18 protein-coding genes and 1 pseudogene are annotated in these 24363 nt (G+C 60.4%); 9 read left to right on the top strand and 10 right to left on the bottom strand.

Annotated elements, in window-relative coordinates:
* Positions 1–34 precede the first annotated feature (34 nt).
* Positions 35–1139 (top strand): annotated as a pseudogene (locus tag BSY238_RS10135) (IS5 family transposase).
* A gap of 218 nt (positions 1140–1357) precedes the next feature.
* Here the strand turns inward: BSY238_RS10135 and BSY238_RS18355 are convergent.
* The 5 genes from BSY238_RS18355 to BSY238_RS10115 all read right to left on the bottom strand — a co-directional run bounded on the left by BSY238_RS18355 (position 1358) and on the right by BSY238_RS10115 (position 8162).
* Positions 1358–1960 carry a hypothetical protein gene (locus BSY238_RS18355; RefSeq protein ID WP_150123924.1) on the bottom strand — a complete coding sequence of 201 codons (603 nt, stop codon included), beginning with the start codon at positions 1958–1960 and terminating at the stop codon, positions 1358–1360.
* A gap of 54 nt (positions 1961–2014) precedes the next feature.
* Positions 2015–3634, bottom strand: coding sequence for a hypothetical protein (locus tag BSY238_RS10130; protein WP_069039033.1), 1620 nt, complete (start codon positions 3632–3634; stop codon positions 2015–2017).
* A 198-nt stretch (positions 3635–3832) separates the two neighbouring features.
* Positions 3833–5287 (bottom strand): ATP-binding protein, encoded by a 1455-nt coding sequence (locus tag BSY238_RS10125; protein WP_069039032.1) that lies wholly within the window; start codon positions 5285–5287, stop codon positions 3833–3835.
* A gap of 2 nt (positions 5288–5289) precedes the next feature.
* Positions 5290–7785, bottom strand: a complete 2496-nt coding sequence (locus BSY238_RS10120; RefSeq protein ID WP_069039031.1) for an Hsp70 family protein — start codon at positions 7783–7785, stop codon at positions 5290–5292.
* Entirely contained in the window at positions 7782–8162 is a 381-nt protein-coding gene (locus BSY238_RS10115) for a hypothetical protein (RefSeq protein WP_069039030.1), read from the bottom strand. Before BSY238_RS10115 ends, BSY238_RS10120 begins: the two co-directional genes overlap by 4 nt.
* Positions 8163–8647: 485 nt before the next feature.
* Here BSY238_RS10115 and BSY238_RS10110 point away from each other — a divergent pair, with 485 nt between their 5' ends.
* A complete protein-coding gene (locus BSY238_RS10110; RefSeq protein WP_069037790.1) occupies positions 8648–9727 on the top strand; it encodes an IS5 family transposase in 1080 nt (359 codons plus the stop codon).
* Between the two features lie 207 nt (positions 9728–9934).
* On the opposite strand, the gene BSY238_RS10105 is transcribed toward BSY238_RS10110, so the two are convergent.
* Entirely contained in the window at positions 9935–10576 is a 642-nt protein-coding gene (locus tag BSY238_RS10105; protein ID WP_069039029.1) for a hypothetical protein, read from the bottom strand.
* A 602-nt stretch (positions 10577–11178) separates the two neighbouring features.
* On the opposite strand from BSY238_RS10105, the gene BSY238_RS18350 reads away from it, so the two are divergent.
* Both BSY238_RS18350 and BSY238_RS10100 read left to right on the top strand, forming a co-directional pair.
* Positions 11179–12252, top strand: coding sequence for a site-specific integrase (locus BSY238_RS18350; RefSeq protein ID WP_150123923.1), 1074 nt, complete (start codon positions 11179–11181; stop codon positions 12250–12252).
* Positions 12253–12812: 560 nt separating this feature from the next.
* Positions 12813–13154, top strand: coding sequence for a hypothetical protein (locus BSY238_RS10100; RefSeq protein WP_069039028.1), 342 nt, complete (start codon positions 12813–12815; stop codon positions 13152–13154).
* Positions 13155–13751: 597 nt separating this feature from the next.
* On the opposite strand, the gene BSY238_RS10095 is transcribed toward BSY238_RS10100, so the two are convergent.
* The 4 genes from BSY238_RS10095 to BSY238_RS10080 all read right to left on the bottom strand — a co-directional run bounded on the left by BSY238_RS10095 (position 13752) and on the right by BSY238_RS10080 (position 18579).
* Positions 13752–15140, bottom strand: coding sequence for a tyrosine-type recombinase/integrase (locus tag BSY238_RS10095; RefSeq protein ID WP_069039027.1), 1389 nt, complete (start codon positions 15138–15140; stop codon positions 13752–13754).
* 419 nt (positions 15141–15559) lie between these two features.
* Entirely contained in the window at positions 15560–15904 is a 345-nt protein-coding gene (locus BSY238_RS10090; RefSeq protein ID WP_069039026.1) for a type II toxin-antitoxin system PemK/MazF family toxin, read from the bottom strand.
* A complete protein-coding gene (locus tag BSY238_RS10085) occupies positions 15894–16124 on the bottom strand; it encodes an AbrB/MazE/SpoVT family DNA-binding domain-containing protein (RefSeq protein WP_069039025.1) in 231 nt (76 codons plus the stop codon). The genes BSY238_RS10090 and BSY238_RS10085 overlap by 11 nt, the downstream gene beginning before the upstream one ends.
* Before the next feature lie 712 nt (positions 16125–16836).
* Positions 16837–18579: a potassium/proton antiporter gene (locus BSY238_RS10080; protein ID WP_069039024.1), complete on the bottom strand. Its 1743-nt coding sequence runs from the start codon at positions 18577–18579 to the stop codon at positions 16837–16839.
* A gap of 233 nt (positions 18580–18812) precedes the next feature.
* Here BSY238_RS10080 and BSY238_RS10075 point away from each other — a divergent pair, with 233 nt between their 5' ends.
* The 5 genes from BSY238_RS10075 (at position 18813) to BSY238_RS10055 (ending at position 24328) form a co-directional block, all read left to right on the top strand.
* Positions 18813–19067, top strand: a complete 255-nt coding sequence (locus tag BSY238_RS10075) for a DUF4212 domain-containing protein (RefSeq protein ID WP_069039023.1) — start codon at positions 18813–18815, stop codon at positions 19065–19067.
* 4 nt (positions 19068–19071) lie between these two features.
* Complete coding sequence (locus BSY238_RS10070) at positions 19072–20877, top strand: sodium:solute symporter family protein (RefSeq protein ID WP_069039022.1); 1806 nt, start codon at positions 19072–19074, stop codon at positions 20875–20877.
* A gap of 144 nt (positions 20878–21021) precedes the next feature.
* Positions 21022–21375 (top strand): hypothetical protein, encoded by a 354-nt coding sequence (locus BSY238_RS10065; protein ID WP_069039021.1) that lies wholly within the window; start codon positions 21022–21024, stop codon positions 21373–21375.
* Positions 21376–21389: 14 nt separating this feature from the next.
* On the top strand, positions 21390–21587 hold the full coding sequence (locus BSY238_RS10060; protein WP_069039020.1) for a hypothetical protein: 198 nt from the start codon (positions 21390–21392) through the stop codon (positions 21585–21587).
* A 2-nt stretch (positions 21588–21589) separates the two neighbouring features.
* On the top strand, positions 21590–24328 hold the full coding sequence (locus BSY238_RS10055; RefSeq protein ID WP_069039019.1) for a sensor histidine kinase: 2739 nt from the start codon (positions 21590–21592) through the stop codon (positions 24326–24328).
* The last annotated feature ends 35 nt before the right edge of the window (positions 24329–24363 follow it).

Raw genomic sequence — 24363 nt, 5'->3', positions numbered from 1 at the left:
TGCCCATGTGATCCCGAGTCTTGCAACTACCTCGATGAAAAAGCAAACCAGCTTCGCCGACATGGAGTACTCGGCTCTTCAGATGCCGACGCGTCGGGAGAAATGTCTGATTGACCTGGATCGACCGTGCCGTGGTCCGCTCTTGTCGGGTTGATCGAACAGCACTACTACCGCGGCGATCGGGGTCGCCTACCGGTCGGGCTGGAAACGATGCTGCGGGTGTTCTTATGCCAGAACTGTCTAGGCCTGTCGGTTGAAGGCGCTGGGGACGCGATTGTCGACAGCATCGCGGTACGCCGTGTCGTGGGCATCGATCTGATCGAAAGACAGCCACCGGACGAGACCACGTTGCTGAAGTTTCGCCGGTTGCTCGAAAGCGTTGGCCTGCCCGCGAGCATCTTTGCGTTGATCCGCGAGCACCTGGGTCAGCAGGGTCTGATCCTGCGCGAGGGCACGATTGTGGATGCCACCTTGATCGTTGCTTCGCCGTCGACGAAGAACACCGAACACGAGTTCAACGCGGACATGTATCAGACGAAGAAGGGCAACCAGTGGTACTTCGGCATGACAAGCCGAAGGCGAAGGACGCCCGCAGGGCGGTCCCGCGCAGCGGGATGCGGTCACGAGCGTAGCGAAGCCGCACAGGTGGCGCGTATCGACGTCGATGCGCAGACAGGCTTCGCTCATTCAATGGTCACCACAGCCGCGAACGAATCGGACGTGAGCCAGACGCAAAAACTGCTACACGGAGAAGATAAGCATGTGCATGCCGACGCGGGTTACCAGCGCGCGAAGAAACGCGAAGCGCTCAAAGAGACAGAGACAGCACCGCCGAATTCGTGATCGCGCGCAGGCGCTCGACCTACAAGAAGCGCAATGAGGCTGACCCGGTGCGCAAGCCGCTCGAGCAAGTGGAGCACACCAAGGCGAGCATCCGCGCGAAGGTCGAACACGTGTTTCACGTGGTGAAGAATCTGTTCCGCCACCGCAAGTGCCGCTAAAAGGTTTCGGCAAAGAACACGGCGCAATTGCAGTTGCTGACTGCGATCGCGATGGCGATGGCGATGGCGATGGCGATGGCCAGTCTGGTGCTGTCGCAACGAACGCTGTGCGCACCGCACGGGAAAGTTGCGTCTTGAGGCTGCGAAACTCGAGGCGATAACCGCACAACAGACCTCATATCAATGATTCCGGGGTGAAAATTGGCGAAACACGACGTCGTGAAGACGCGAATTTCGCAATCGTGACGTTCGGTAGAGAAAATCCCGGAAGGGTTGCTTTCATAAGCGGTTCCGTGAAGTAGCTTGAAGGAGAGCAACTCCAATTCACAGCCACGCTCAACCGTCTGCTTCTTGCCTCAACGATTTCGCTCTGCGCTTTCAAAACCCAGCTGGACCAGCATGTCCCGATTTTTCTCAACCTCTGCACGAACGCTTTCGAGCGTGCCGCTGCGATAGCTGAAATTGCCGCAACGAGCGTTGTAGTCATTGACCACAGCGTTAAACGTGTCGACGGCTCTTTGCGAATATCGGTTCGCTCGTTCATGCCAAGCGGCAATCCGTATGCCCTCCGACAGGCAGTAGCGTATCTGTGCTGGGTCCAGTACGAGCCCTTTGCCGATCGGAGGAACACGCTCTACCAACAAGGTTCTCGAAACTTTGGTTTCGGGAGGCGTGTTGCCTCCAACGACCGGTTCGAGCGGAGGCAGCGGTGTCGGCGCAGGCGGGATCGCAGTCGCCTGTATGGGCACGGTCGGCGCAGGCGAGGCAGGCGCGCTCGATGCGAGGCCTGACTTCGACGACGTAGCGTCACGGTCGCCTAGCGGTACAAAAAGGAGGCCGACGCAGAGGCTGATGATCAGCCAGCCCTTGCCGTTGAAGGCGTATCTCCAGGTTGCGATCGGCTGTCCGATGTAGAGGGCGCGAGACGACCGGCTTGTCGCCTCCAGATCGGTCACCATGCCCTCGATTGCTGCGAATCCTCTTTTTTTTCCGTTGTCTCGCGTCACGATCCGTCAGCCCCTTATCGAGTCGCTGAGTTTCAGGCAACGTCTTGTCAAGCAGCTGCGCACGATGTGCTCCAGCAGATGAACATTCCATGTGCTGACGTAGCACGCCGACCCTCTGACATTGCTTTTGTTGCTCTGGCCGATCAAGAAGCAGCCGTCCTTTCGACCGACGCCGACTTCATCCCAACCGACGCGAACCCGGTCGTTCAGCCCAAAAAAGTTTTCCCTCACCAGCGTTACGGCGTCGTCCTCGATCGTGATGTTCTCGAAATGGAAGGATGTCCCCTGCGCAAGCGCCGAAATCATGTCGGAAATCAGCCCGACACAAACTGCCCGCCACAGTCGCTCGATGAACACATCGGCGACTGCCTGATCGAATAACTTGACGGTTTGCTCCGAGAAATTGTCGCCAAAACCGATGATGTACCGGATAACGCCAGTTCCCACCGGCGCATGCCGCATTTCGCCACAGCGCACCCGGGTGATCGTCTCGAGCGGGAAGGTTTCGCCGTTCCAGACCACGCCCTCCGGCGAGATGCCCAACTCCCGCCTGAACATTGGAAAACCAATCTTCGCGCGAAAGTTGATGCGATGCGGGTCGTTCGTTTCGTCAAACGCGCCTATTGCCTTGGAGTCTTCTTCCAGCAATTCCATCAGGTGGGTGAGTTCGGCAAACAGTTCCCGCAGAAATTCAATCATCCTGCGAAGATGATTGCGCATTCCGTGCGTGTTGTTCAGTTCGACGCTGAGGTTTCTGAGATCGTTGCCAACCTTCATGCTCATCGGATGCGCCGTTCCGCGAGATTTGGCACTGATCTGGATCGGTTGCGCGACCCTGACCCACTTGCGCACGACCGTCTCAAGCTTCGCCGTGGTCAGTACGAGTGCCGTCTCGCCGAGCGGCGCCATCTCTCGGGCGGCATTGAGCAGTGTTGTAATGTTGTCGAGTTCCTTGTGGAGGAACCCCTGCACCTCGACTTCGTAGCTATCCACCAGATCCTCGATCAATGTCGAGCCTTGCTTCTCGCCGTTGCGGGTGGCTCTCTTGACCGCCCCGGTCATGGTGTCGATGAGTCTTGTCGGGTACATGGAGTCCAGAAGATTCTTCAGCGCCAATCGATATGTTCGACGACGCTCGGCAAGTTCCTCCTCGACAAGGTCCATCCCGCGCACCTCGGGGAACCCGGCGATCACCCTGTCGGCATTCACATCGCGAAGGACTGCTTCAGGCTCGATGCTGTCGACAAGATCGGCAAAATCGCTCATGAATTCGGCCACGGATGCAGCGGGTTCGTCCGCAGGAACGCGCTCGCACGCATCTGACATCAGATTGGCGAGGGCCAGGCTGGACAGGCCCGGCTCAGCCAGAACCGCCTGCGGAGAATCCGCAAGCATCTGCAGGACTTTTTCAACGGTGGCCGGGGCAACTCCGGGCAGCCACGCCATTTCGCAGGAAAGCCGAGTCCGCGGATGGGTCAGGTCGGCGCGGGCCGTCGAGCACAGGTTGCCCTCCAGGTGCAGAGCGCGTTCCTCCGCGCGCTCGACGATCTTGCGGCGATCGTCCTGAGGGGTCACGCCCAGAATGCTGAACGGGTTCGCGTGTAGCCCGGTGTTGATCTGGTTCATGCCGATGCCGACCGTTGGCAAATGAGGTTAGGCGTCAGAGAGAAGGGCGTGGATTCCAATACTCAAAATCCCAAGCGATGCATGCACCCCGCTGCTGCGCGAGCTTCTGCTGAGCGCATACGGGCGCCCGCAAGTCCGGACCCACAACGCACCGTTCCCTCGGCTGGCAAATTTCGCAATACGCCAAATCGGTACCCCTTACACAAATCCTATGCGCGGGCCGGCGTTGTCCCCGTCTCTCGACGGCGTTGCATCGAGTGCCGCGAGCAGAAAATCCTGAGCCAGCGCGTCGCGTCCCGCGCGGGCAGACAGTCGGGCGCCTTCGCGAACGACGAAGGTGACATCGGAAAGCGGGCGCCCCGCCAATCTCAGGGACAACGGCACCGGATCGATGGTCTCGTCCTTCGGTAGCGTCACCAGCAGCTTGTTGAGCAGCGCAAGCACTTCATCCTCTTTCGCGTAATCCACCTTGATGACATGGTCGAAGCGCCCGCGCCGCATGATCGCGGAATCGATCATGTCAAGCCGATTGGTCATCGCGATGATCAGGACTTCATTTCGGGCGGCTTCAGGGATGCGGCGCAGGAACTCGGCAAGTTCCTCGACCCGGTGGTGGCCACCTCCGCCACCGCTTTCCCGGTCGGCGAGGAAAGCCTCCATTTCGTCAATGACCAGTACGCACGGGGCGATCTGCATCGCCTTCGCGAACACGTCGGAGATCTTGCGGCTGGTTTCGTGGATGAAGGCGCTTGCCACGGCGGAAGCATCGATCTGGATAGCCGGCCAGCCAAGAAACTCGATCAGCTGCTCGACCGCATAAGTCTTGCCGCATCCGGGCGGCCCATGCAGAACGATCGCTGATGGAAAACCCACGCCGAGCGCCTTGTAGCGCGCCTGATTGCGAACGATGTCGACGACGTGCTCGTTGAAGAAAGCTTCGAGTTCAGGGCGGCCCGGAAGCTCGAAGGCCTTGTCCGAGGCGACACCGCCGCCCTGCCGCGCGCTTGCTGAAGGCGTGCGTGCGTCGCTCAGCGGCACGCCATCCTGGTCCGAGGCCTGCGCTGCGCGAAAGCCAAAAGTCGAGGAACCCTCGGAAGCACCCATTCCTGCACTGTCCACAACGTCCAACAGATCCTGAGCGCCTAACCATGTCAGCATCTGCTGAAGCCTGCGGAATGACCTCACTGACACGCCGGCACCGCCGGTTAGCCACTGGCCAAGAACAACGTCGTCACCCGCGGGCGCAGTGCCGCCGAAGGTCGGCAGCAGGCGCGCGAGCTTTGCGACATAGATTGCATCCTGCAGGGGCGTGTGGGGGTCAATCGCGCGGGTTTGCCGCAGCGCTGCCGCAAATGCCAGTGCCTCGTTCTTGTTGTTTGGCGAACGACAATCCGACAGCGGCGCAAGCATCTGGTCAGAGGCGCAAAACAACTCCCGGAAAGAATCGGATCCAAATGAAAAGACGGGGAATTCGGCTTCGCCGGTCAGTCCGGCTGCAGCCCACTTTGCGAAGAGATCCTCTGTGACGATCAGTGCCTTGCCGCCATCGCGGGCGTCGAGGATTTGCCAGTGGGCGTCGGCGTGAAGCGGCCGACCGCACCGCGTGCCGTCCGGCAGAGCGAATCCGATCGGAAGCCAGCTATCGGGCGTCATGCTCAACTCACCACGATGTTGGAACTGGCGATTATGTCGTCCTCGCCCGAGGTGCCCACGCGAATCGAATCTAGTCGGGCGACGACCTGCCGGAGCTTGTTGATATCGTTGGCTTTCAAAGCCAGTTGCCCCATCTGGCACAGCTGTTCGTGTTCAACTGTGTCGGGAAACAGAAACACGTTCCTGGAAAGCTGCTGGAACCGGTCGATGACAAACCAGTCCTGACGCCAGAGAATCAGAAAGCTCTTGCCGTTCAGCTCCGACAGATGCAGATCAAAGTCCCCACGGTTGTTGTCGATCGCACGCTGCGCTGCCTTGAACAGATTTTCGAAGTCCACGGTTTCCGAAGGGCGGGCCATAAGACGGAATCGCAGCTCGAAGTTTTCAATTGCCTTGTCGAGTTCCATCTGCCGAATGACCTTGATGTGTTCCTTGCGCACCAGCGCCAGTAGTTTCTTCGCCTCCTGAATGTCATCCATCGCCTGTTTGGCCGTTTCGGGGTCGCCTTCGAGGTCTTTGGCGACCGACGCGCGCCTCAGGCGCTCGCGCGCCTGAGCGATCCTGGGGTCGTCGATCTTCGATTCAACCTCGTCCAGCCGGTTGCCGATTTGCTCCAGTTCCTCCGTCAGGCGTTCGGTCGCCTTGGAATAGTCGATCTGTCCTTCCTGCCTGGAATAGAAATTTCGGCCGCTGGAGAATGAGTTGCCGATCGAAGGCACCGTGACTTCCAGAACGATGTTGCCCGAATCGAGCACCTCGTATGCGCACTGGAGTTCCGCACCCTTGGCGATCACGCCAGCGGAAAAATCCGATCCTCTGATTTCGAACATGCCGATGAAGCGGTTGTCGGAGACTGGGTCTTCGATCGAACCTTCCCAAAGTTTGAACTTGATCGAACCTCCCGCGCCCGCGATCAGCGATTCCTCCGCCTTGAAAGTCTTCTTGCCGATTTTGGGCAGCTGGTCGCCATCGCGAACCAGGTAGTCAAGGATCATTCGACCGCCAACCTTTTCCCGCGCCTCGACCCCGATTGAATGAGAGGCGGGAATCGCATCAATCTGCGCAGCGGTTCGCGAGATAACGATTCGGTCCTTCATCAACTTGACCGGCCCACCGGCGGCATCGAACACGAACACCTTGAACAGATTCTCGCCGGGCTTGGCCAGGGGAACGTCCACACTCGCGCCATCCGTCAGCGCGACGCGGCCGGAAGACCATCCGGTGTCGAGGCTGTCGACCTGGAACTCGACCCCGTCATCGACCTTGCTGCCGATTCTGGCGACCACCTTTGCCTTCGAATCGGGTGTGCGCGCCTGATAGTTGAAGGCGAGATCCAGCCCGCCACCTGTCGATAGCGCACCGCGCCCGCTCTTGCGCCCACGGTTCTGGCTCGACCAATCAATGGATTCGGCAAAAACGGCTGCACCTTCAGCCACCGCAGTCATCGGGTTTACGTCGGTGGATGCGGCTATACCCAGTTCGACTGCGACCTTGTCTCGCAAGGGCTTGTATTGGGTTGGGCCGCCAACGAACACGACGCGGCCGATGTCACCGGCGTTCAGTCCGGCCTTCTCGATGGTTTCGCGGGCCGCTGCGATGGACTCTTCGATCTTCGCTGAAATCAGTTCGTCGTAACGCAGGCGGCTTAAAGAAATGTCGAGGTAGATGTCGACGCCCGCCTCGTCGCGAACACGAAGTTCGCTGTCGTCGAGCGTGACGACAGCTTCGTCGCTTGACGAGAGCTCGATCTTTGCCTTTTCTGCCGCCCACGTCGCCATATGACGCAGCGTGGTGTAGCGCGCGTCTGAGTAGAAGTCTGCCGGCAGATCGAAGTTTTCAAGTAGCCAAGGCTTTACGACGCTGTCGAGCAGGATGCGGTCGAAATCGCGTCCCCCGCACATGGCAATTCCGCCGTGGGCCAGCAGACTCACCCGCCCATTGATGCTCTCGGCGATGGCGATGTCGAGGGTGCCGCCACCCAGGTCATAAATCAGGAACGTGCCGTCGTCCTTGCGAAGGCGCATCACGCTCATGACGGCTGCGACGGGCTCCTGCATGAGCGCAACCTTGCCCATGCCAGCCATTTCGGCAGCCGCCATCGTGGCGTCCTTCTGCATCTGGTTGAAGGCGGCGGGCACCGTAATCACGGTGCCGATGTCCGGGTCGTTGCGCACATCCTCTGGCAGATAGCCAAACAGCACCCGCAGAATCTCTGCGCTGCACTCCTCGGGGGTCAGTGTCAGATCGACCGCCGGCAGCTTGACCGGCGTGCTGGTGCCCATCAGCCGCTTGAACAGGGTTGCAGCGTTCTCCGGGTTGCGCGCCGCATTGTCGTAGGCGCGCCTGCCGACATACTTGTTGCCGCGCCTGTCGATGAATATCGCGGAGGGCGTGACATCGTTCTGGTCGGGACTTTTGAACAGGCGCACGATCTCGCCGTCGTAGGCGCTCACTGCACTGTTGGTTGTTCCGAGGTCGATTCCGATGTAGTGCTTCATGGCTGGGCAACTCTCGCAAGCATGACGGTTCCGCCGCGCACCAGTCCTTCGGGCCCCATGACCACCGGCTCGACCATCTGGTCGACCATCAGTACATCGTCCGGCCCGAAGTCTGCGATGTTCAAGGCGGAGACCGCCATGCCCGGATCGTAGGGCTGGCCTTCGAGGCTGACGATGCGCAGGCCGAACGTCTCGAGTCCGTCATCGATCTTCTTGGCGAAATAGCGGGCCTGATTGGTGTATCGCCCCGCTTCCCATGGATCGAGTTTGTCAAGCAGGCGGGCGAACACCCTGGCGAAACGCCAGCCTTCGACGGAAACGTCGATCAAGGTCTTTCGTTCGGGATGTTCGCCTTGGTCGCCCTGCATGCTTTCCATGCCTTCTCCTTACCCGCCGAGGTCGTCGAATGGACGTGCACATCTGCTCGTCGGTCGCCGTGAATAGGAGCTGACAGGCTCTGCAGCAACTACCCATTTCGACTCTACCAGAATCACGCGAAACGCCCCATCTCGAACCAGTTCTCAGCGGCGAGACTCACCGTGGCAGGGATTGCGAAAGTGCCCGCGCTCCACATCAATCCGGATGCAATCGTCGATCTGTCGATAGATCGCGGAGTTCGGGAAGTCGCGCAGCGGATTCACCGGTCGAAGATCATCGATCGGCCGTAAGGATGCCCAGAAACTCAAGATATCGACTGCCCGCGCGCCCGAAATCATCCCGGAAGCGGGGACGTCCACTGAGAATGGCGCGAATGCGTACGAGGGCTTAGCAGGCTGGTGAGAAACCCCGCCCCTTTTTTCCAGGCGCGGGTTTTGCGGCAGACTTCCCCCTCGAATCGTCCTTCTACTTTTCCAGATTTTCTATGCGCGGCCAAGAGAATCCCCAGACGTCGATGTTCAGCTACGTGAGTCTTGAGCAACGTGTTCCGAAGGACCATCCGCTGCGCGCCCTGCGTGCGCTGGTCGACGGCATCCTCGCGAACATGAGTGCGTTGTTCGACGAACGCTATTCGCATACCGGCCGCCCGTCTATCCCGCCCGAGCAGTTGCTGCGCGCTTTGCTCCTGCAGATCCTTTTCACCATTCGCAGCGAGCGCCAGCTCGTCGAACAACTCGACTACAACCTGCTGTTTCGCTGGTTCGTCGGCCTGGGCATGGACGATGTGGTGTGGGATCGCACGGTGTTCAGCATCAACCGCGACCGGCTGCTCGACGACGACATTGCCCGCCCGTTCTTCCGCCGCGTGCTGCATCTGGCGCAGTGGCAGGGTTTTGTGTCGGATGAGCACTTCAGCGTCGACGGCACGATGATCGAGGCCTGGGCCAGCCACAAGAGCTTCGTGCCCAAGGACGGCAGCGGCCCGGACAAACCAGCGGGGCGCAACCCCGAGACGAATTTCAAGGGTGAGAAGCGCAGCAACGCCACGCACCACAGCACAACCGACCCGCAGGCGCGGCTGTACAAGAAAGGTGAATTCACCGAGGCGAAGTTGCGCTACATGACGCACGCGCTGTCGGAGAACCGCAACGGACTCGTCGTCGATGTCGAGAGCACGCAGGCCACCGGTCGCGCGGAGTGGGAAGCGGCGATCCGGATGGTGGATCGCAGCGTGCGCAAACCGGGCGCCACGGTCGGTGCCGACAAGGGCTACGACACCGCCGAATTCGTCGGCGAACTTGAGCGTCGCGGGATCCGCGCGCATGTGGCTCGAAAGGTCACCGGCAGCGCGGTCGACGGACGTACCGCGCGCGGCAAGGGTTATGCGATGAGCCTGAGGCGTCGGAAGATGATCGAAGAAGCCTTCGGCTGGATCAAGACGGTGGGCGGTCTGCGCAAGACGCGGCACAAGGGACTGGAGAAGCTGTCGGGGCAGGCGCTGTTTGCGTTCGCGGCCTACAACCTGACCAGACTGCTGAATCTGATGCGGCAGGTGGCCGCGTAAGGACAAGTACGTCCGCCGCTTGGCGAGCGGCGGAATGCAGGGGTGAAAGAACCCTGAATCAAGAGCCACGGCGCACTTCCGGTGCCGGAAAAAATGAACGGAAGGCCGTGATCCGGAAGGATTCAAGGGTTTCTCACCAGCCTGTTAGGGTCCGGGACAAGCGTGGATGAGTCTGCATCAGGCTCGGCGTCTCGAGTCGCGAACAGGCTAGGGCGGCTTTTTCGTCATGTTGCACGACGGAAACCGACTGCACACCAGTTCAAGAAACTCTTGTTCGCTCAGGATCGGAAACATGCCCATATTGCTGTGGGTCCGCGCATGATCCCATTCACATAAATACGCATGCTCCTTAAGATCGAAGGCTTCGAAGGTGAAATACCTGCTTGATGGTGAAAGCGTTCCGTCATAGGCGGCGTTGTCGTCGAGGCGACGACACAACGCGACATAGTAGGTTTCTCCACCCACGCGGGGTTGGGGTGTGCGGAGCACCGATATCGCAAATTCTCCGTATATGACCTTTCTGCAGCTGACCGACCCGAGCATGGATCGGATGTACGCGATCTCAGACCTGGTGTGGCTTGCTGATCCCGGCTTGAACATGCCATGACTCTGGCAGACACCAAAACTTTTGGACCACATATGAAGAAAGGCCATCCCGCTCTGTTCGTAAGGGATGAGCGCGCTGATCAATTCCGGGTGGCGAGTGAAAAGTGCGTCGGGGAGAGTGATGTGCTCGAACGCATAGACCAAAGGCCGCGCCAGACTTCCGGCCAGTGGCCCGGTGTCGCGAATCCACTCGTAGGGCTCGGTGATTGATTCGGGTTGACTACTGGATTCCGACGCGAACATGGTTTCTCCTGTTCGAGACAACGAGCCGCCGAAGCGGCTCTTTTTACGAAGGGCCGGGGACAGGTGATGCCCGCAACGTCCACGCTACTCAGTATTTCATATTGCTACCCGACGGTCGTGCGTGCTTCTCGCGCGAACGATCCGATCCAATCCGCCAACGCTTCATCATCTGCGGATTCCCGGAGAATCAACCGCAAACAGATACAAGAGTAGGCATCGCACGTTTCGCCGAGATTTCTCGACATAGCCTCAGCGCAGAAGTCACGGAGGTGACAACCCTTTCAAGAAATGGAACGGTCATGCGCAACCCGAATGCGCTACCGGGAAATGAACGTTCGACTGACATCGTCTTGCCAGTCAGAGATTGATCCCTGCAAGGCAACGATCGACCTTTCCGACATCGTGGGCATGAGTGCCGAGTGTTGAGTCACCCGTTAAGTTGGACTCTCAGAGCTTTGATTGATGTTCGGGATGCAGCGAGTCTGTGGGGCGTGATTGAATTGGCGCAGTAGTGCGCGCCACTGACATCGTCGAGCGAAGCCGATGAGGCGGCGCGCCACACAGAATTCGCAATCGAATAGCGGATCACGTTCCGGTCGGGCGTGACAGGCTTTAATTCAGTCGGACTTGATTATGCCTTTTTTTGGCTGAAATTGACATTCTTAGTTTGCCGCATACATTTCCTGAGTAGTACAACTTATGGAGATGGTAATGACGCAACCTGCAAAAAAACCATAGAACAGTATGAGAAAGTCTTCATCCGCCTGATAAATGGGTGTTCTAGCGCAAATGAGGTACTCGCGAAAGCAAGGCAAACAACCAAGAACAATACATGGTTCTGTTACAAGGCGGCAGTGCTGTTCTGGAGCGATTACAGACAACATGTCGCCGATAACGGACTTGATCCGTCGCGCGTACCCGCGGAGATCCAAGCGCTGTCACCGAGTTTTTTAAGTGATTTACAACAACTGTTTCAGGCGGCGCCGCCAATTCCCAAAGAAACTCGAAAACCACGTCACAGTAAGCGCAAGGATATGCGGGGTGCGCCATCCAACTGGCGTGAATTGCTCTGGGATGAATCAGGCTTGAAGGAATACAGACTGCACTACGCCCTGAGCGCCGTTACGGGATGTCGGCCTGGCGAATTCGACGAGGGTTTTTTGGTAAAGGTCATAAAGGACTATATTTTATTTGGAATAAAAGGACTCAAAGTAAGGGCGTCTTCAGGACAGCCTGCCAGGGTGTTGATCTATAAACTCGTAGGAGCAAGGGGCCTATTTCTCTCTGAAATCGTCTCGACGGTCAAAGCTCTGCCGAAAAACAATCAAGGTTTTGTGACGATTGAACCAATAAATACCAAGGCTTACAGCGCCGCCATTAAACGAGCTTCTCTACGTTTGGGGTTGGGGGGAAAGACTGGGCTCAGTGCTTACAATTTGAGGCATTCTTTTGCAAGTGACCTCAAGGCTGCAGGAAAGACACCTGAGGAAATCGCGAGAGCTCTGGGACATGCGTCCACAAAAACTCAAAGCTGCTACGGGCACGCAGGAATGTCAAAAGGAGGTGGCGTTGTACCAGTGTTGATCCAGGCCCCCAAGGCCGTGAAATTGCACCCGATTAGCAACGGCAAAAACTACCCTAATCGGAAACAATCCCGACACATCGGTACGCCCTAACAACGATGTAGATCGACGTCCTGCTCGCCTGTTCCGATTGCCCGATCGACTCCCTTTTTCGAAAGCTGGGTCTGGGGGTAATTCGGGGCAGTGATTGCCTGACCTGTATCTTGATCAGGTGATCCGCTGCGTGTCGTAGCTATCCGTCGGACTGCGTTCATTACGCATCATGCTGCTCGGTGCGATCCTCGCCTCTACGGAAACGGACTCGAAATGAACATCGAAAAGATCATGCGGGACTTACGCCCCTTCCTCTTGGAAATCATTCACACTTCTTCGACGCGCACTTCCTAAAAACCCTGGTCGTCATCGCTTTCTTTCGTCATCCTTCCTGAGAGAGAATGACTTAGCCCCATGCCGCACCTTTATTTGACTTCGTTTTTTTGTGGCTTCAATGAATTTCATTTTGAAATGATATATTGATATAATTAAATTTATAATCGATTAAAAATATTCCGTGCACATTTCACGAACTTTGGCTCCATGGCCCTTGTGCACATGCCTTTCGAGTCATATATTTCGGATAGAGCAATTTCGCTCTATTAAATACGAAAGAAATTATGAAAGATATTGAAAAGTTTATGTTGGAATGCGAATCCACTGGCGTCGAATTTTCCATTCAGACCTTGGCACATAGGTATTTTGATAAAGACTTTATCATTGCACGTAATGCCTATCAGGATCTTCGTCGATTGTTTATAGACGAACATGGAGTGGAAGCTTGGGCTAGCTTCTACGCACGCGCGTCGCTGCTTTCGCAACACCCGAACTTCGCTTCTATGGACCTTGACGATATTTTGGACGATGAGGCCTTGAAATTGCGACTTGCTCGTGAAGTTGAGTTCCGGCGCCTCTTGGCGGGGGTCCAAAATGTAAAACCGTTTCCAGTGATCCGGATCTAACGGAAAAAGCCCGGGCAACCGGGCTTTTTAATTGCTGTTGGCACAGCACCCTTCGTTGCGCTGTTCGCTGACATTCAGAATTCTCGGTACTACTCGATCAAACGGCGTTGCGTAACCAGGCGAGTAGGACTGAGGGCACCTCGGCAGGCAATTCCAGGCCGGCGCACGGACGGCGGATCAGCGATACGGAGAGGCGAACGGGTGCGTTTCATGATGCCGGCCACCCTGCCACGCGGGCCAGTGCGCTGTTTGAAGTCATGCCGGGTGAGCCGACGGGTGTCTACCAAGTACGCCAGAAAGCCGATCGGAACGAGTAATTCGATTGGAGAATGCTTTTTTAAGGGGCTCGACCAACATGGCCAGCACCTAAAGGCTATCCGCATCGGCACTGTCGTCTTCTACGTTTCACAGGTGTTCGATTTCGCCTAAAGACTGAAAATGCATGGCGGCGGTCCGGATGATTTTCAGTTTCGTATCCTTGGTCTTATGCCGTCGCTGCCTCGATTCATGGTAGTCGGCGAGGGAGCCGTCGACACGGCTCACTCTGACATCCGCCATACAGCGGACCACTCGCCTATCCAGCCACCAAAAATGGCGTTATGTCACGGATGAGTGGGCATCTTGGGACGGCTGTTCCTCCGACTGCGTGATGCCGGCCTCTTGCAACATCCATTGCTCGATCTTGATGTGCCAAACGCGCAGGAGATCGAGCGACCGGCGAAGGTAGTGCTTTTCGGCGATCGCAGACGGCTTGTGGCCCATGATTTGCGCGCTTACGCCGCTCGGTGCGTCCACCCACTCGGACAGCGTGCCGAAAGACCGGCGCAGACCATGCAGCGTCAGTGGTGGCAGGCCGCCGGCGACCAAGGCCTTGTTATGTGCGATGCGTGGCTCCCGCAGTCGACCAGATGCCGCAGTCGGACTGCTGAACACCCACTCGCGTACGCGCTCGGTAATCTGCTCGGCTTTTTCCTTGTCCGCACCAAACAGTTTGCCCGCTCGGTTTGCGTCCGCATCGTGACGGTTCTTCAGATCCTGCAGCAGGCTCTCGACGTACGGTGTGAGCGGGATAACGCGGTGGCCCTCCACCTTGTCCTTGATGGTGAGGCTCTTCCATCGGAAGTCGACATCCACCCAGCGCAGGCCCGCGATTTCTTCGCGACGAGCACCGGTAAGCAGCAGTACCTGCAAATAGACGGCATGCACGGGGTTGGGCAGCGCACGAACTTTTTCGAACCACAGCGAAAGTTGTTCCCTTTGCAGGCAGTCGTCCTTCGCCGCTTTCTTCGGAAGTTCGTCGCGCGCGGTACGGGTTTTGCACGCGTCTGCATGTACCAGTGGTGCAAACTCCTTCCTGCTCAGGCACCAGTTGATGAATGCTCGCAACAGCCGAAACGCCAATGCGGTGGAGGTGGGCCGCTTCTTCACCTCTTCCTTCAGCCAGTCTCGCACTGCTTCCGCGTCGATGCTCTCCAACGGCCGCGACAGCAGTGCGCGCAGGATGCCTGGCTGGGTGGTATCACCCTCGCCCTTCTTCCGCCCGCGGGTCTTCGGCTTTCCGCCCTCGGAGACCATGCTTTGATGGTCTGCAAGCGTACGCGCACCCCACTTTGAGCGCCGCGCCTCAACGTATTCCGCCCACGCATCAAGCGCATGGGACTTGACTCGTTTTTCCCGCTCACGCTGCGCTTCGATGGATGCAAGTTTTTCGGCACGTTCCTGGCGAGGATCGACTTTCCTGTTGACCAGGGTCTGCAGCCTGCAGGCCTCGGCGCGCGCATCTTCGATCTTCCATGCCGCCGCGTCGCCGATAGTCAGGCGAATGGTCTGACCATGAAGTTTGGCCTCGAAGACGAAAGACTTTGCGCCCGCAGTAGCACGCACCGCAAGACGCGGGGCCTCGGTATCCCAGAGGAAGCTCTGCTTTACATCCTTCGGGCAGGTGAATCGGCGGATGCGTTCGGCAGTCAGTCGTTCGCGTTGCATGAGCTCTCCTGTGGCTACACACGGTAGGCCTTGTAGCCAACGTGTAGCGGCATTCTAGCAATCCGACTGAACGCAAATCAACAAGCTTTTACGCGAATTTGTTTAATAACAACGACTTATAATGTATGATAAATGAAAATCAACGCGAAGAAACCCTAATTTTTGCGGACTCTTAATCCGTAGGTCGAGTGTTCGAGCCACTCACAACCCACCAAATTAAGTAGTTGAAAACAAAGGCCTTCCGATGAAGGCCTTTGTCGTTTACGTCCCCAGGACGTGCTCTGGTAGCAAAAATGGTAGCGATGCACGCATGACGGGCATCCAGCCAGACCACCACCACCAGAATGCGTCGAGCCGGGCGAAAGACGACCGCGCCGACGGGATAAATGCCGGGGCTGTTGATTTCTGGGCGTGCCAGCTCATTCCGACCCTTCCAGCAGGCGGCTCAGACCGCCGCGCACAGATACCGCATCGGCGGCGGACAGCCTGCCAAGTTCGCCGCGCACAAGTCGATGATCGAGCGTAAACAGTTTGAAGCGCACCAGCGACGGTGCGGGCAGGCCAGCAGTGCCCGGGTCGGCAATCGGGCAGTCGAGCGGCCACGGTGCGTTGCCCTGCGACGTGATCATCGCCATAACCGAGTGACCGGCCGGGGTGTTGAATGCGGCGGAGTCGGACAGCACGAGCGCCGGGCGGTTTTTGGTGGCGTTGCGGTCGGTGAAAGGAAACGGCACGCGCACCACCGTGAAGCGCTCAAAGCTCACGGTAGGCTTCCTCGTCGGCGCTGCCCGCCCACTCCGAAAGCGTGCCTTCGACCGCGCGCAGGTACTCCAGATCGAGCGCCTGCACACGGCGCACCGTAGCCGTGCCGTCGGCACGGACTTCCCAGGCGATCAGATCGCCCGGCGCAACATGCAGCGCAGTGCGTACGTCCTGCGGAATGGTGGTTTGACCCTTGGCGGTAATTTTGGCGACAGCAAACATGGTGTCCTCCCCGGTAAGGAACGCATTACGTTCTTACCATACAGGGTGCATTACTCGGTATCAAGATCAGTTCGGCAGCTTTGACCTGCCGATGAAGCCGGCAAAGTCACTGGTAACGGGCGGCGTCTGCGCGGCAGAAGCGTTGAGAGGCCCACAAAGAGCAGATGAAGGTGTTTGATGGAAGCGACTGCAAGCGACCTCCCTTCCGATCCGAACCCGGCTTTGCTTCCTTCCACCCGCGTTCAGGGGTGGTTGCCACAAGAAGCATTTGACCGCCTGCATCCGCGACGCGGTTGATGCACTGGACCCGAACAGTTTCACGCGGGTTTTGGATCAAGTGGGCGAGTTCGGCTGAAAATCCTGATGATCGTGAGGATTCTCGGTGACAACGCCTTTTTTCTTTCAGAATCCTCATGATCGTAAGGATTTCTGGCCCGCACGGCATGCGCGTCGGCGTGTCCGAAGCCGACACCGAAACCAAACTTCGGCAAGCCCACCCCCTGCCTGTCCGAAATCCGCGAAAGCGTCTTTCGTTCAAACGTTTGCATTGAAGACGCCCGGCCCGATTCTTCAGGAAAACACCCCTGTGTTCCTGAGCACAGCACAACACGGGCCGACCCGCCATCCGGTGCAACAGCCTCTGGCCAACGGATGCGTCCTGAGAACCGCGGCGGCGCCTTGCCCTGCTCGCTACGACCTGGACCCCATGGCCTCAATGCTCCCCCGCATGCGGCACCTTCAACCCCACCGCGACCACGTTGCCGGCGGCGTCCATGCGGCGCACGGTGAGCTGGATGGCGCCGACGCTGACGCGGTCGCCGACGACGGCGCCGCGGCCGAGGCGGAACAGCATCAGCGTCTTCAGGTCGAGTTCGGCATCTTCGGCCGACAATTCGAAGCCGTAGTTCAGCGCAAGGTCGCCGGCGCGGCAGCTGGGGTCGACGACGAATTCGCCGAAGAAACCCGCGTGCGCACTCAGGCCGCCGGACACGGCGCCGAAGGCGCGGGCGATCGGTTCGGCGAGCGCCTCCGGGGCCGCGAACCACACGGCGTCTCCTTCGGCCAGCCGCGACGCGGGCTGCAGGCGCACCAGGCGCTGCGCGCGCGTGACGGCGACGCAGCGCACTTCGCCGGGTTCGCCGAAGTCGGCTGCAATGTCGTCCGGGTGACGTCCTTCTGCCGACGATCCGGCGCCGACGAGATATTCGAGCAGCTCCAGCGCGGCGTCGCCCCCGACCCACACTTCGCGCCGGTCCACCGGTTCGTCGCGCGGCGGCACCTCTACGCCGAGCACGCGCGCGGCCGAGGGCACGGTGGCACCCTGCACCAGCAGCGACAGCAGCACGACGGCGAAGGCGACGTCGAACAGCAGCAGTGAGTCGGGCACGCCCATCATGACCGGCACGATGGCCAGCACGATGGGCACTGCGCCGCGCAGTCCGACCCACGATATGTAGGCCACCTCGCGCGGCCGGTAGCGAAAGGGCAGCAGTCCGGTGGCGACCGCGAACGGGCGCGCAACCAGGATCAGGAACACCGCCATGGCCAGCGCTTCCCACGCGTGGTCGAGCAGGTGCGATGGCGTCACCAGCAGGCCGAGCACGACGAACATGCCGGCCTGCGCCAGCCAGGCCAGACCGTCCATCACGCGCAGCACGTGTTCGGTCGCGTGGCTGCGCCGGTTGCCCACGATGAGCCCCGCTATATATATGGCGAGAAAACCGCTGCCGTTGAGCAGGTTGGTGGCGGCGAAGATCAGCAGACCGCCGGACAGGATGAGCAGGGCATACAGGCCTTCGGCCAGCTTGAGCCGGCGCAGCAGGCGCGCCAGCACCCAGCCGCCGGCGAGACCGGCCAGCGCACCCAGCCCCATCTGGCTGACGAGCATCAGCGCGAAGCGCAGCGGGCTCGACTGTTCCGGGTGCAGCAGCATTTCGACCAGCATGGTCACCATCAGGATGGCCATCGGATCATTGGCGCCGGATTCGATCTCCAGCGTGGCCTTCACCCGCTGATTCAGGCGCACCCCGCTGTTGCGCAGCAGCGCGAACACGGCTGCGGCGTCGGTCGAGCCGACGATGGCGGCCAGCAACATGCCGAGCCGCCAGTCCACATCGAGCAGCCAGGTGGCGAACAGCCCGAGCGGCAGCGCAGTGGCCACCACGCCCCAGCTGGCCAGCACGGCCGCCGGGCGCAGCGCCACGCGGAAGGTTTCGGTGCGGGTGCGCAGACCGCCGTCGAGCAGGATGACGGCGAGCGCGAGCTGGCCGACCAGCGTCGCGGTCGTGAAGTCGCTGAACAGGATGCCGCCGGGCCCGTCCTCGCCGGCCAGCATGCCGACAACGAGAAACAGCAGCAGCAGCGGTAGCCCGAGCCGGGTGGACACGGTGCTGCCGAGCACACTGGCAAACAGCAGCAGGCCGGCCAGCAGAAGATATCCGTTGATTGCGACCATGCGCCGAAACTACCATGGGATGACGGGTTTGCCGCACCGGACCTTGATCCGACCGGCGTTGGCACCCGCGCGCCCAGGTCTCGCTGCGGCTGGCGCCGCATAAGCTTGCCGTAAGGTAAGCACCCTAGTATCCGGCACGCAGCAGTAAAGGGCGCCCGGAACTGCGGTCAGAAAAGCCCCGGCACAACAGCCGCGGAGCCGGGTAGTTCAAAAACATTGGAGGAGAAACACCCATGGAAAAAGGTAACAGTGGCTACTGGCAAGCCACATTGGGCCTGCTCACCAAGATCCTGATCGTCTGGTTCGTGGTGTCGTTCGGCGCCGGCATCCTGTTCGCGGACGCACTCAACGGCATCAAGCTGGGCGGCTACCCGCTCGGATTCTGGTTTGCACAGCAAGGCTCGATCTACGTCTTCATCGCGCTGATCTTCTATTACGCCAAGAAGATGGGCGACATTGACCGTCAGTTCGACGTACACGAGGATTGATGCCATGGATCTGCAAACAACCATCTACATCGGTGTCGGCCTGAGCTTCGCGCTCTACATCGGCATCGCCATCTGGGCTCGTGCAGGATCGACGAGCGAGTTCTACGCTGCCGGCGGCAGCGTGCACCCGGTCACCAACGGCATGGCGACTGCGGCTGACTGGATGTCGGCCGCATCCTTCATTTCGATGGCCGGCCTGATTTCCAACATGGGTTACGGCGGCGGCCTGTTCCTGATGGGTTGGACCGGCGGTTACGTGTTGCTGGCCATGCTGCTGGCACCGTACCTGCGCAAGTTCGGCAAGTTCACGGTGCCGCAGTTCATCGGCGACCGCTTCTACTCGAAGTCGGCCTCTATGGTTGCGGTGATCTGCCTGCTGACCGCATCGATCACCTACATCATCGGCCAGATGACCGGCGTGGGCGTGGCATTCTCGCGCTTCCTCGGCGTGTCGTCCGAGGTGGGCATCTATGTCGGCATGGGCATCGTGTTCCTGTACGCCGTGTTCGGCGGCATGAAGGGCATCACCTACACGCAGGTCGCGCAGTACATCGTGCTGATCCTGGCCTACACGGTGCCGGCCATCTTCATTTCGCTGCAGCTTACCGGCATGCCGATTCCGCAGCTGGGCCTGGGTTCGAACATGGTGGGTACCGACGTGTCGCTGCTGAGCAAGCTCGACATGGTCGTGACCGATCTGGGCTTCGGCCAATACACCACGACCACGGCGGGCTCGACGCTCAACATGTTCGTGTACACGCTGTCGCTGATGATCGGTACCGCCGGTCTGCCGCACGTGATCATGCGATTCTTCACCGTTCCGACGGTCAAGGACGCACGCAGCTCGGCCGGCTGGGCACTGGTGTTCATCGCCATTCTCTACACGACCGCTCCGGCTGTCGCGGCGATGGCCAAGCTCAACCTGCACGGCACGGTCAATACGGCCGTCGTGAAGGGCGGTGACCTGTACGCCGAAGAGTCGAGCATCAAGGCCGATGATCGTCCGGACTGGATGAAGCGCTGGGAGAAGACCGGCCTGCTGAAGTTCGAGGACAAGAACGGCGACGGTCGCATCCAGTACTACAACGACAAGCCGAAGAGCGAAGAAGCTGCGGCGAAGGCCGAAGCGGCCGGCTGGAAGGGCAACGAGCTGACGGTGAATGCCGACATCATCGTGCTGGCCAACCCGGAAATCGCGCTGCTACCCAACTGGGTCATCGCGCTGGTGGCTGCGGGTGGTCTGGCTGCGGCACTGTCGACCGCTGCCGGTCTGCTGATGGCCATTTCGTCTGCCGTGTCGCACGACCTGATCAAGAACGTCTTCGTTCCTGACATCAGCGAGAAGAACGAGCTGCTGGCCGGCAAGATCGCCATGGCGGTGGCCATCGTGATTTCGGGCTGGCTCGGTCTGAACCCACCTGGCTTCGCAGCCGGTACGGTGGCACTGGCCTTCGGTATCGCGGCATCGTCGCTGTTCCCGGCCATCATGATGGGCATCTTCTCGAAGAAGATGAACAAGGAAGGCGCCATCGCCGGCATGCTTTCCGGCCTCGCCATCACGCTGTTCTACGTGTTCGCGCACAAGGGCATCTTCTTCGTGAAGGGCACCGAGTACGTCGACATGATCGGCGGCGCGAACAGCTTCTTCGGCATCACGCCGGAAGCCTTCGGTGCCATCGGCGCGCTGGTCAACTTCATCGTTGCGTTCGCGGTGGACAAGGTGACCAAGGAGCCGCCGGAGCACATCCAGCACATGGTCGAAGCCGTGCGCATCCCGCGCGGTTCCAAGGCGGTGGATGGCGCGCACTGAGCACGCGGTTCATGCTGACCGGACCATCGGCCCGCCAGGCGGACTGATGGTTTAATGTGAGGCCCCGCCGGTCCTGCCGGCGGGGCCTTTTTTCTCCCGCATCCGCCGCGCAGACCTGTCGGCGGAGCAGGTCAGGAGCCCGACATGGTTTTCGACATCAGCGTCGCAATGACGTGGATATTGTTTCTCGCGCTGTTCCCGATGGCCTTCTTCTGGCTGCGTCGCGCCTGGCGCATCATGGTGAAGCGCGACTTCTCGGAAGTGGCGATCAAGCGCGGCGAGCCGCCGGCCGACGCCGCGCGCTGGGCACCCTATGAAATGACGATCAATCTGGTGGCCGGCATCGTGGTGGTGTTCGTCATCCTCGGCGTGGTCAGCGGTTCGCTGTCGTATGAAGTGTGGTCGGCCATCGCCGGTTCGACCATCTGGTGCAAGTTCTTCGCCAGCTTTGCGCTGAGCCGGCACGCCCACCTGCAGACCGGCAAGAAGACGGCCTGAGGCGGGAGACGTCCGTGACGGTCGCGCTTCGCACCCAGCGTCTTCTGGCCCTGTTCGCCGCAGCGCTGCTGCTGTTCAACTTCCCGCTGCTCGCGCTGTGGGACCGTGACGCGACGCTGCTCGGCCTGCCGTTGTTCCCGGCCGCGCTGTTCGTCGTGTGGGGCACGCTGATTGCGCTGCTCGGCTGGATCATCGAACGTCCGGAGCGCTGACCGTGCTGTCCGCCCCGCTGCTCGTCGGTACCTCATTCGCCTATCTGCTGCTGCTGTTCGCCATCGCCTGGTACGGCGACCATCGGGCTCAGCAGGGGCGCTCGGTGATCGGCAACGCCTGGATGTACGCCCTGTCGATGGCCGTGTATTGCACTGCCTGGACCTACTTCGGCAGCGTCGGGCGCGCCTCGACATCGGGTGTGTGGTTCCTGCCCATCTACCTCGGGCCGACGCTGGCGATGGTGCTGGCGTGGATGGTGGTGCGCAAGATGATCCGCATCGCCCGCACCTACCGCATCACCTCGATCGCCGACTTCGTTGCCAGCCGCTACGGCAAGAGCCCGTTGCTGGCCGGGCTGGTGACGCTGATCACCGTGGTCGGCATCGTTCCCTACATAGCGCTGCAACTCAAGGCGGTCTCCAGCGGCTACGCGGTGCTCACCGCAGTGCCGGGCGAAGCGGCGGCCGCGGCGGCGCAATGGTGGCGCGACAGCACGCTGTACGTCGCCCTCGCGCTGGCCGGCTTCACCATGGTGTTCGGCACGCGTCACCTCGACACCACCGAGCGGCACGAAGGCATGGTGGCGGCGATCGCCTTCGAGTCGGTGGTGAAGCTGCTCGCCTTCGTCGCCGTCGGCCTGTTCGTCAGCTACTGGGTGTTCGATGGGCTCGGCGACCTGTTCGGCCGCGCCCTCGCCCACCCCGACCTGCGCCCGCTGCTCGGTCTCGAACAGGGCCGCCCGTTCGCCTACGAACAATGGTTCGCGATGACCGTGCTGTCGATGCTTTCGGTCATCTTCCTGCCACGCCAGTTCCAGGTGATGGTGGTCGAGAACGTGGACGAGCGCCATCTGCGGCGGGCCGTCTGGGTTTTTCCGCTTTACCTGCTGTTGATCAATCTGTTCGTGCTCCCTATCGCGCTCGGCGGCCTGCTTTACTTCGGCCCCGGCGTGCGCGATGCGGAAACCTTCGTGCTGTCCATCCCGCTCGCCCACGGCCAGCACACGCTGGCGCTGGTCGCCTTCATTGGGGGGCTGTCGGCGGCGACCGGCATGGTGATCGTCGAAACCATCGCGGTATCGACCATGGTGTGCAACGACCTGGTGATGCCGCTGCTGCTGCGTACCCGTCGCTTCGGCGCACGCGCCGCCGGCGATCTGACTGGCTTGCTGCTGCGCATCCGTCGGGCCGCCATCCTCAGCGTGATGCTGCTGGGTTACGTCTATTTCCATGTCGCCGGCGAGGCCTATGCGCTGGTGAGCATCGGCCTCATCAGCTTCGCCGCCGTCGCGCAGTTCGCGCCGGCCGTGCTCGGCGGCATGTACTGGAAAGGTGGCACGCAGGGCGGCGCGATGGCCGGGCTGAGCGCCGGCTTCGCTGCCTGGGCGTGGACGCTGATGCTGCCGTCCATCGCCAAATCGGGCTGGATGGACGCCAGCTTCCTCGAGCACGGACCGTGGGGCATCGAGCTGCTCAAGCCCGAACAGCTGCTCGGCCTGGCCGGGCTCGACAACCTGACGCACTCGCTGTTCTGGAGCCTGCTGTTCAATATCGGCGCCTACGTGGGGGTTTCGCTGTGGCGCATCCCGTCGGCCAGCGAAACCAGCCAGGCGCTGCTGTTCGTCGACGTATTCGAGCGCACCGCCAGCAGTGGGCCGGTGTTCTGGCGCGGCCGCGCCGAAGTGGCCGAACTGCAGCCGCTGATCGCCCGCTTTCTCGGCGCCGCCCGCGCGCAGCAACTGTTCGAGGACTATGCGGCGCGCGTCGGCGTGACCCGGGTCGACCAGATCAAGCCGGACGCCCGACTGGTGCAGTTCGTCGAAACCCAGCTCGCCGGCGCCATCGGCAGCGCCTCGGCGCGGGTGATGGTCGCCTCGGTGGTCGAGGAAGAAGCGCTCGGGCTCGACGACGTGATGCGCATCCTCGACGAAGCTTCGCAGCTGCGTGCCTATTCGCACGCGCTGGAAGACAAGTCGCGCTCGCTCGAACGCGCCACCGCCGAACTGCGCGCCGCCAACGACCAGCTGAAGAGCCTGGACCGGCTGAAGGATGACTTCATGTCCTCGGTCACGCACGAACTGCGCACACCGCTGACCTCGATCCGCGCACTGTCGGAACTGATGGTCGACGACCCGGAGATGGGCGTCGAGCAGCGTCAGCATTTCCTCGGCATCATCGTCGCCGAGACCGAGCGCCTGACCCGTCTCGTCAACCAGGTGCTCGACATGGCAAAGATCGAGTCGGGCCATGCCGAATGGCACAACACCGACGTCGACCTGCGCGCACTGGTCGAACAGGCCATCGAAACGACGCACGAGGTGTTCCGCGAGCGCGGTTCGACCGTCGTGCTGCATGCCCCGGCGCATGTGCGCACGCTGCGCGCCGACCCGGACCGACTGACCCAGGTCGTGCTCAATCTGCTGTCGAACGCCGCCAAGTTCGTGCCGCGCGGCAGCGGCCGGGTCGACGTGCGCATTCGCACCGACGGCCGCGGCATCACGGTCGACGTGCATGACAACGGGCCGGGCGTGCCGCCCGACCAGCAGAAGCTGGTATTCGAGAAGTTTCATCAGGGTGGCGACGGCATCACGCGGCCTCAGGGCACCGGCCTGGGGCTGCCGATCAGCCGGCAGATCGTCGAACATTTCGGCGGACACATGTGGCTGGAAGCTGATCCAGGGCAAGGCACCTGTGTCAGCTTCCATCTACCTTGGAATACACAGGAAAGTCCGCCGGCATGATGGACCGACGCGGAACAGGAGGAGGAGGAAGACTG

This window comes from Methyloversatilis sp. RAC08, from assembly GCF_001713355.1.
Lineage (GTDB): Bacteria > Pseudomonadota > Gammaproteobacteria > Burkholderiales > Rhodocyclaceae > Methyloversatilis.
This window is presented reverse-complemented; position numbering and strand designations above follow the sequence as displayed.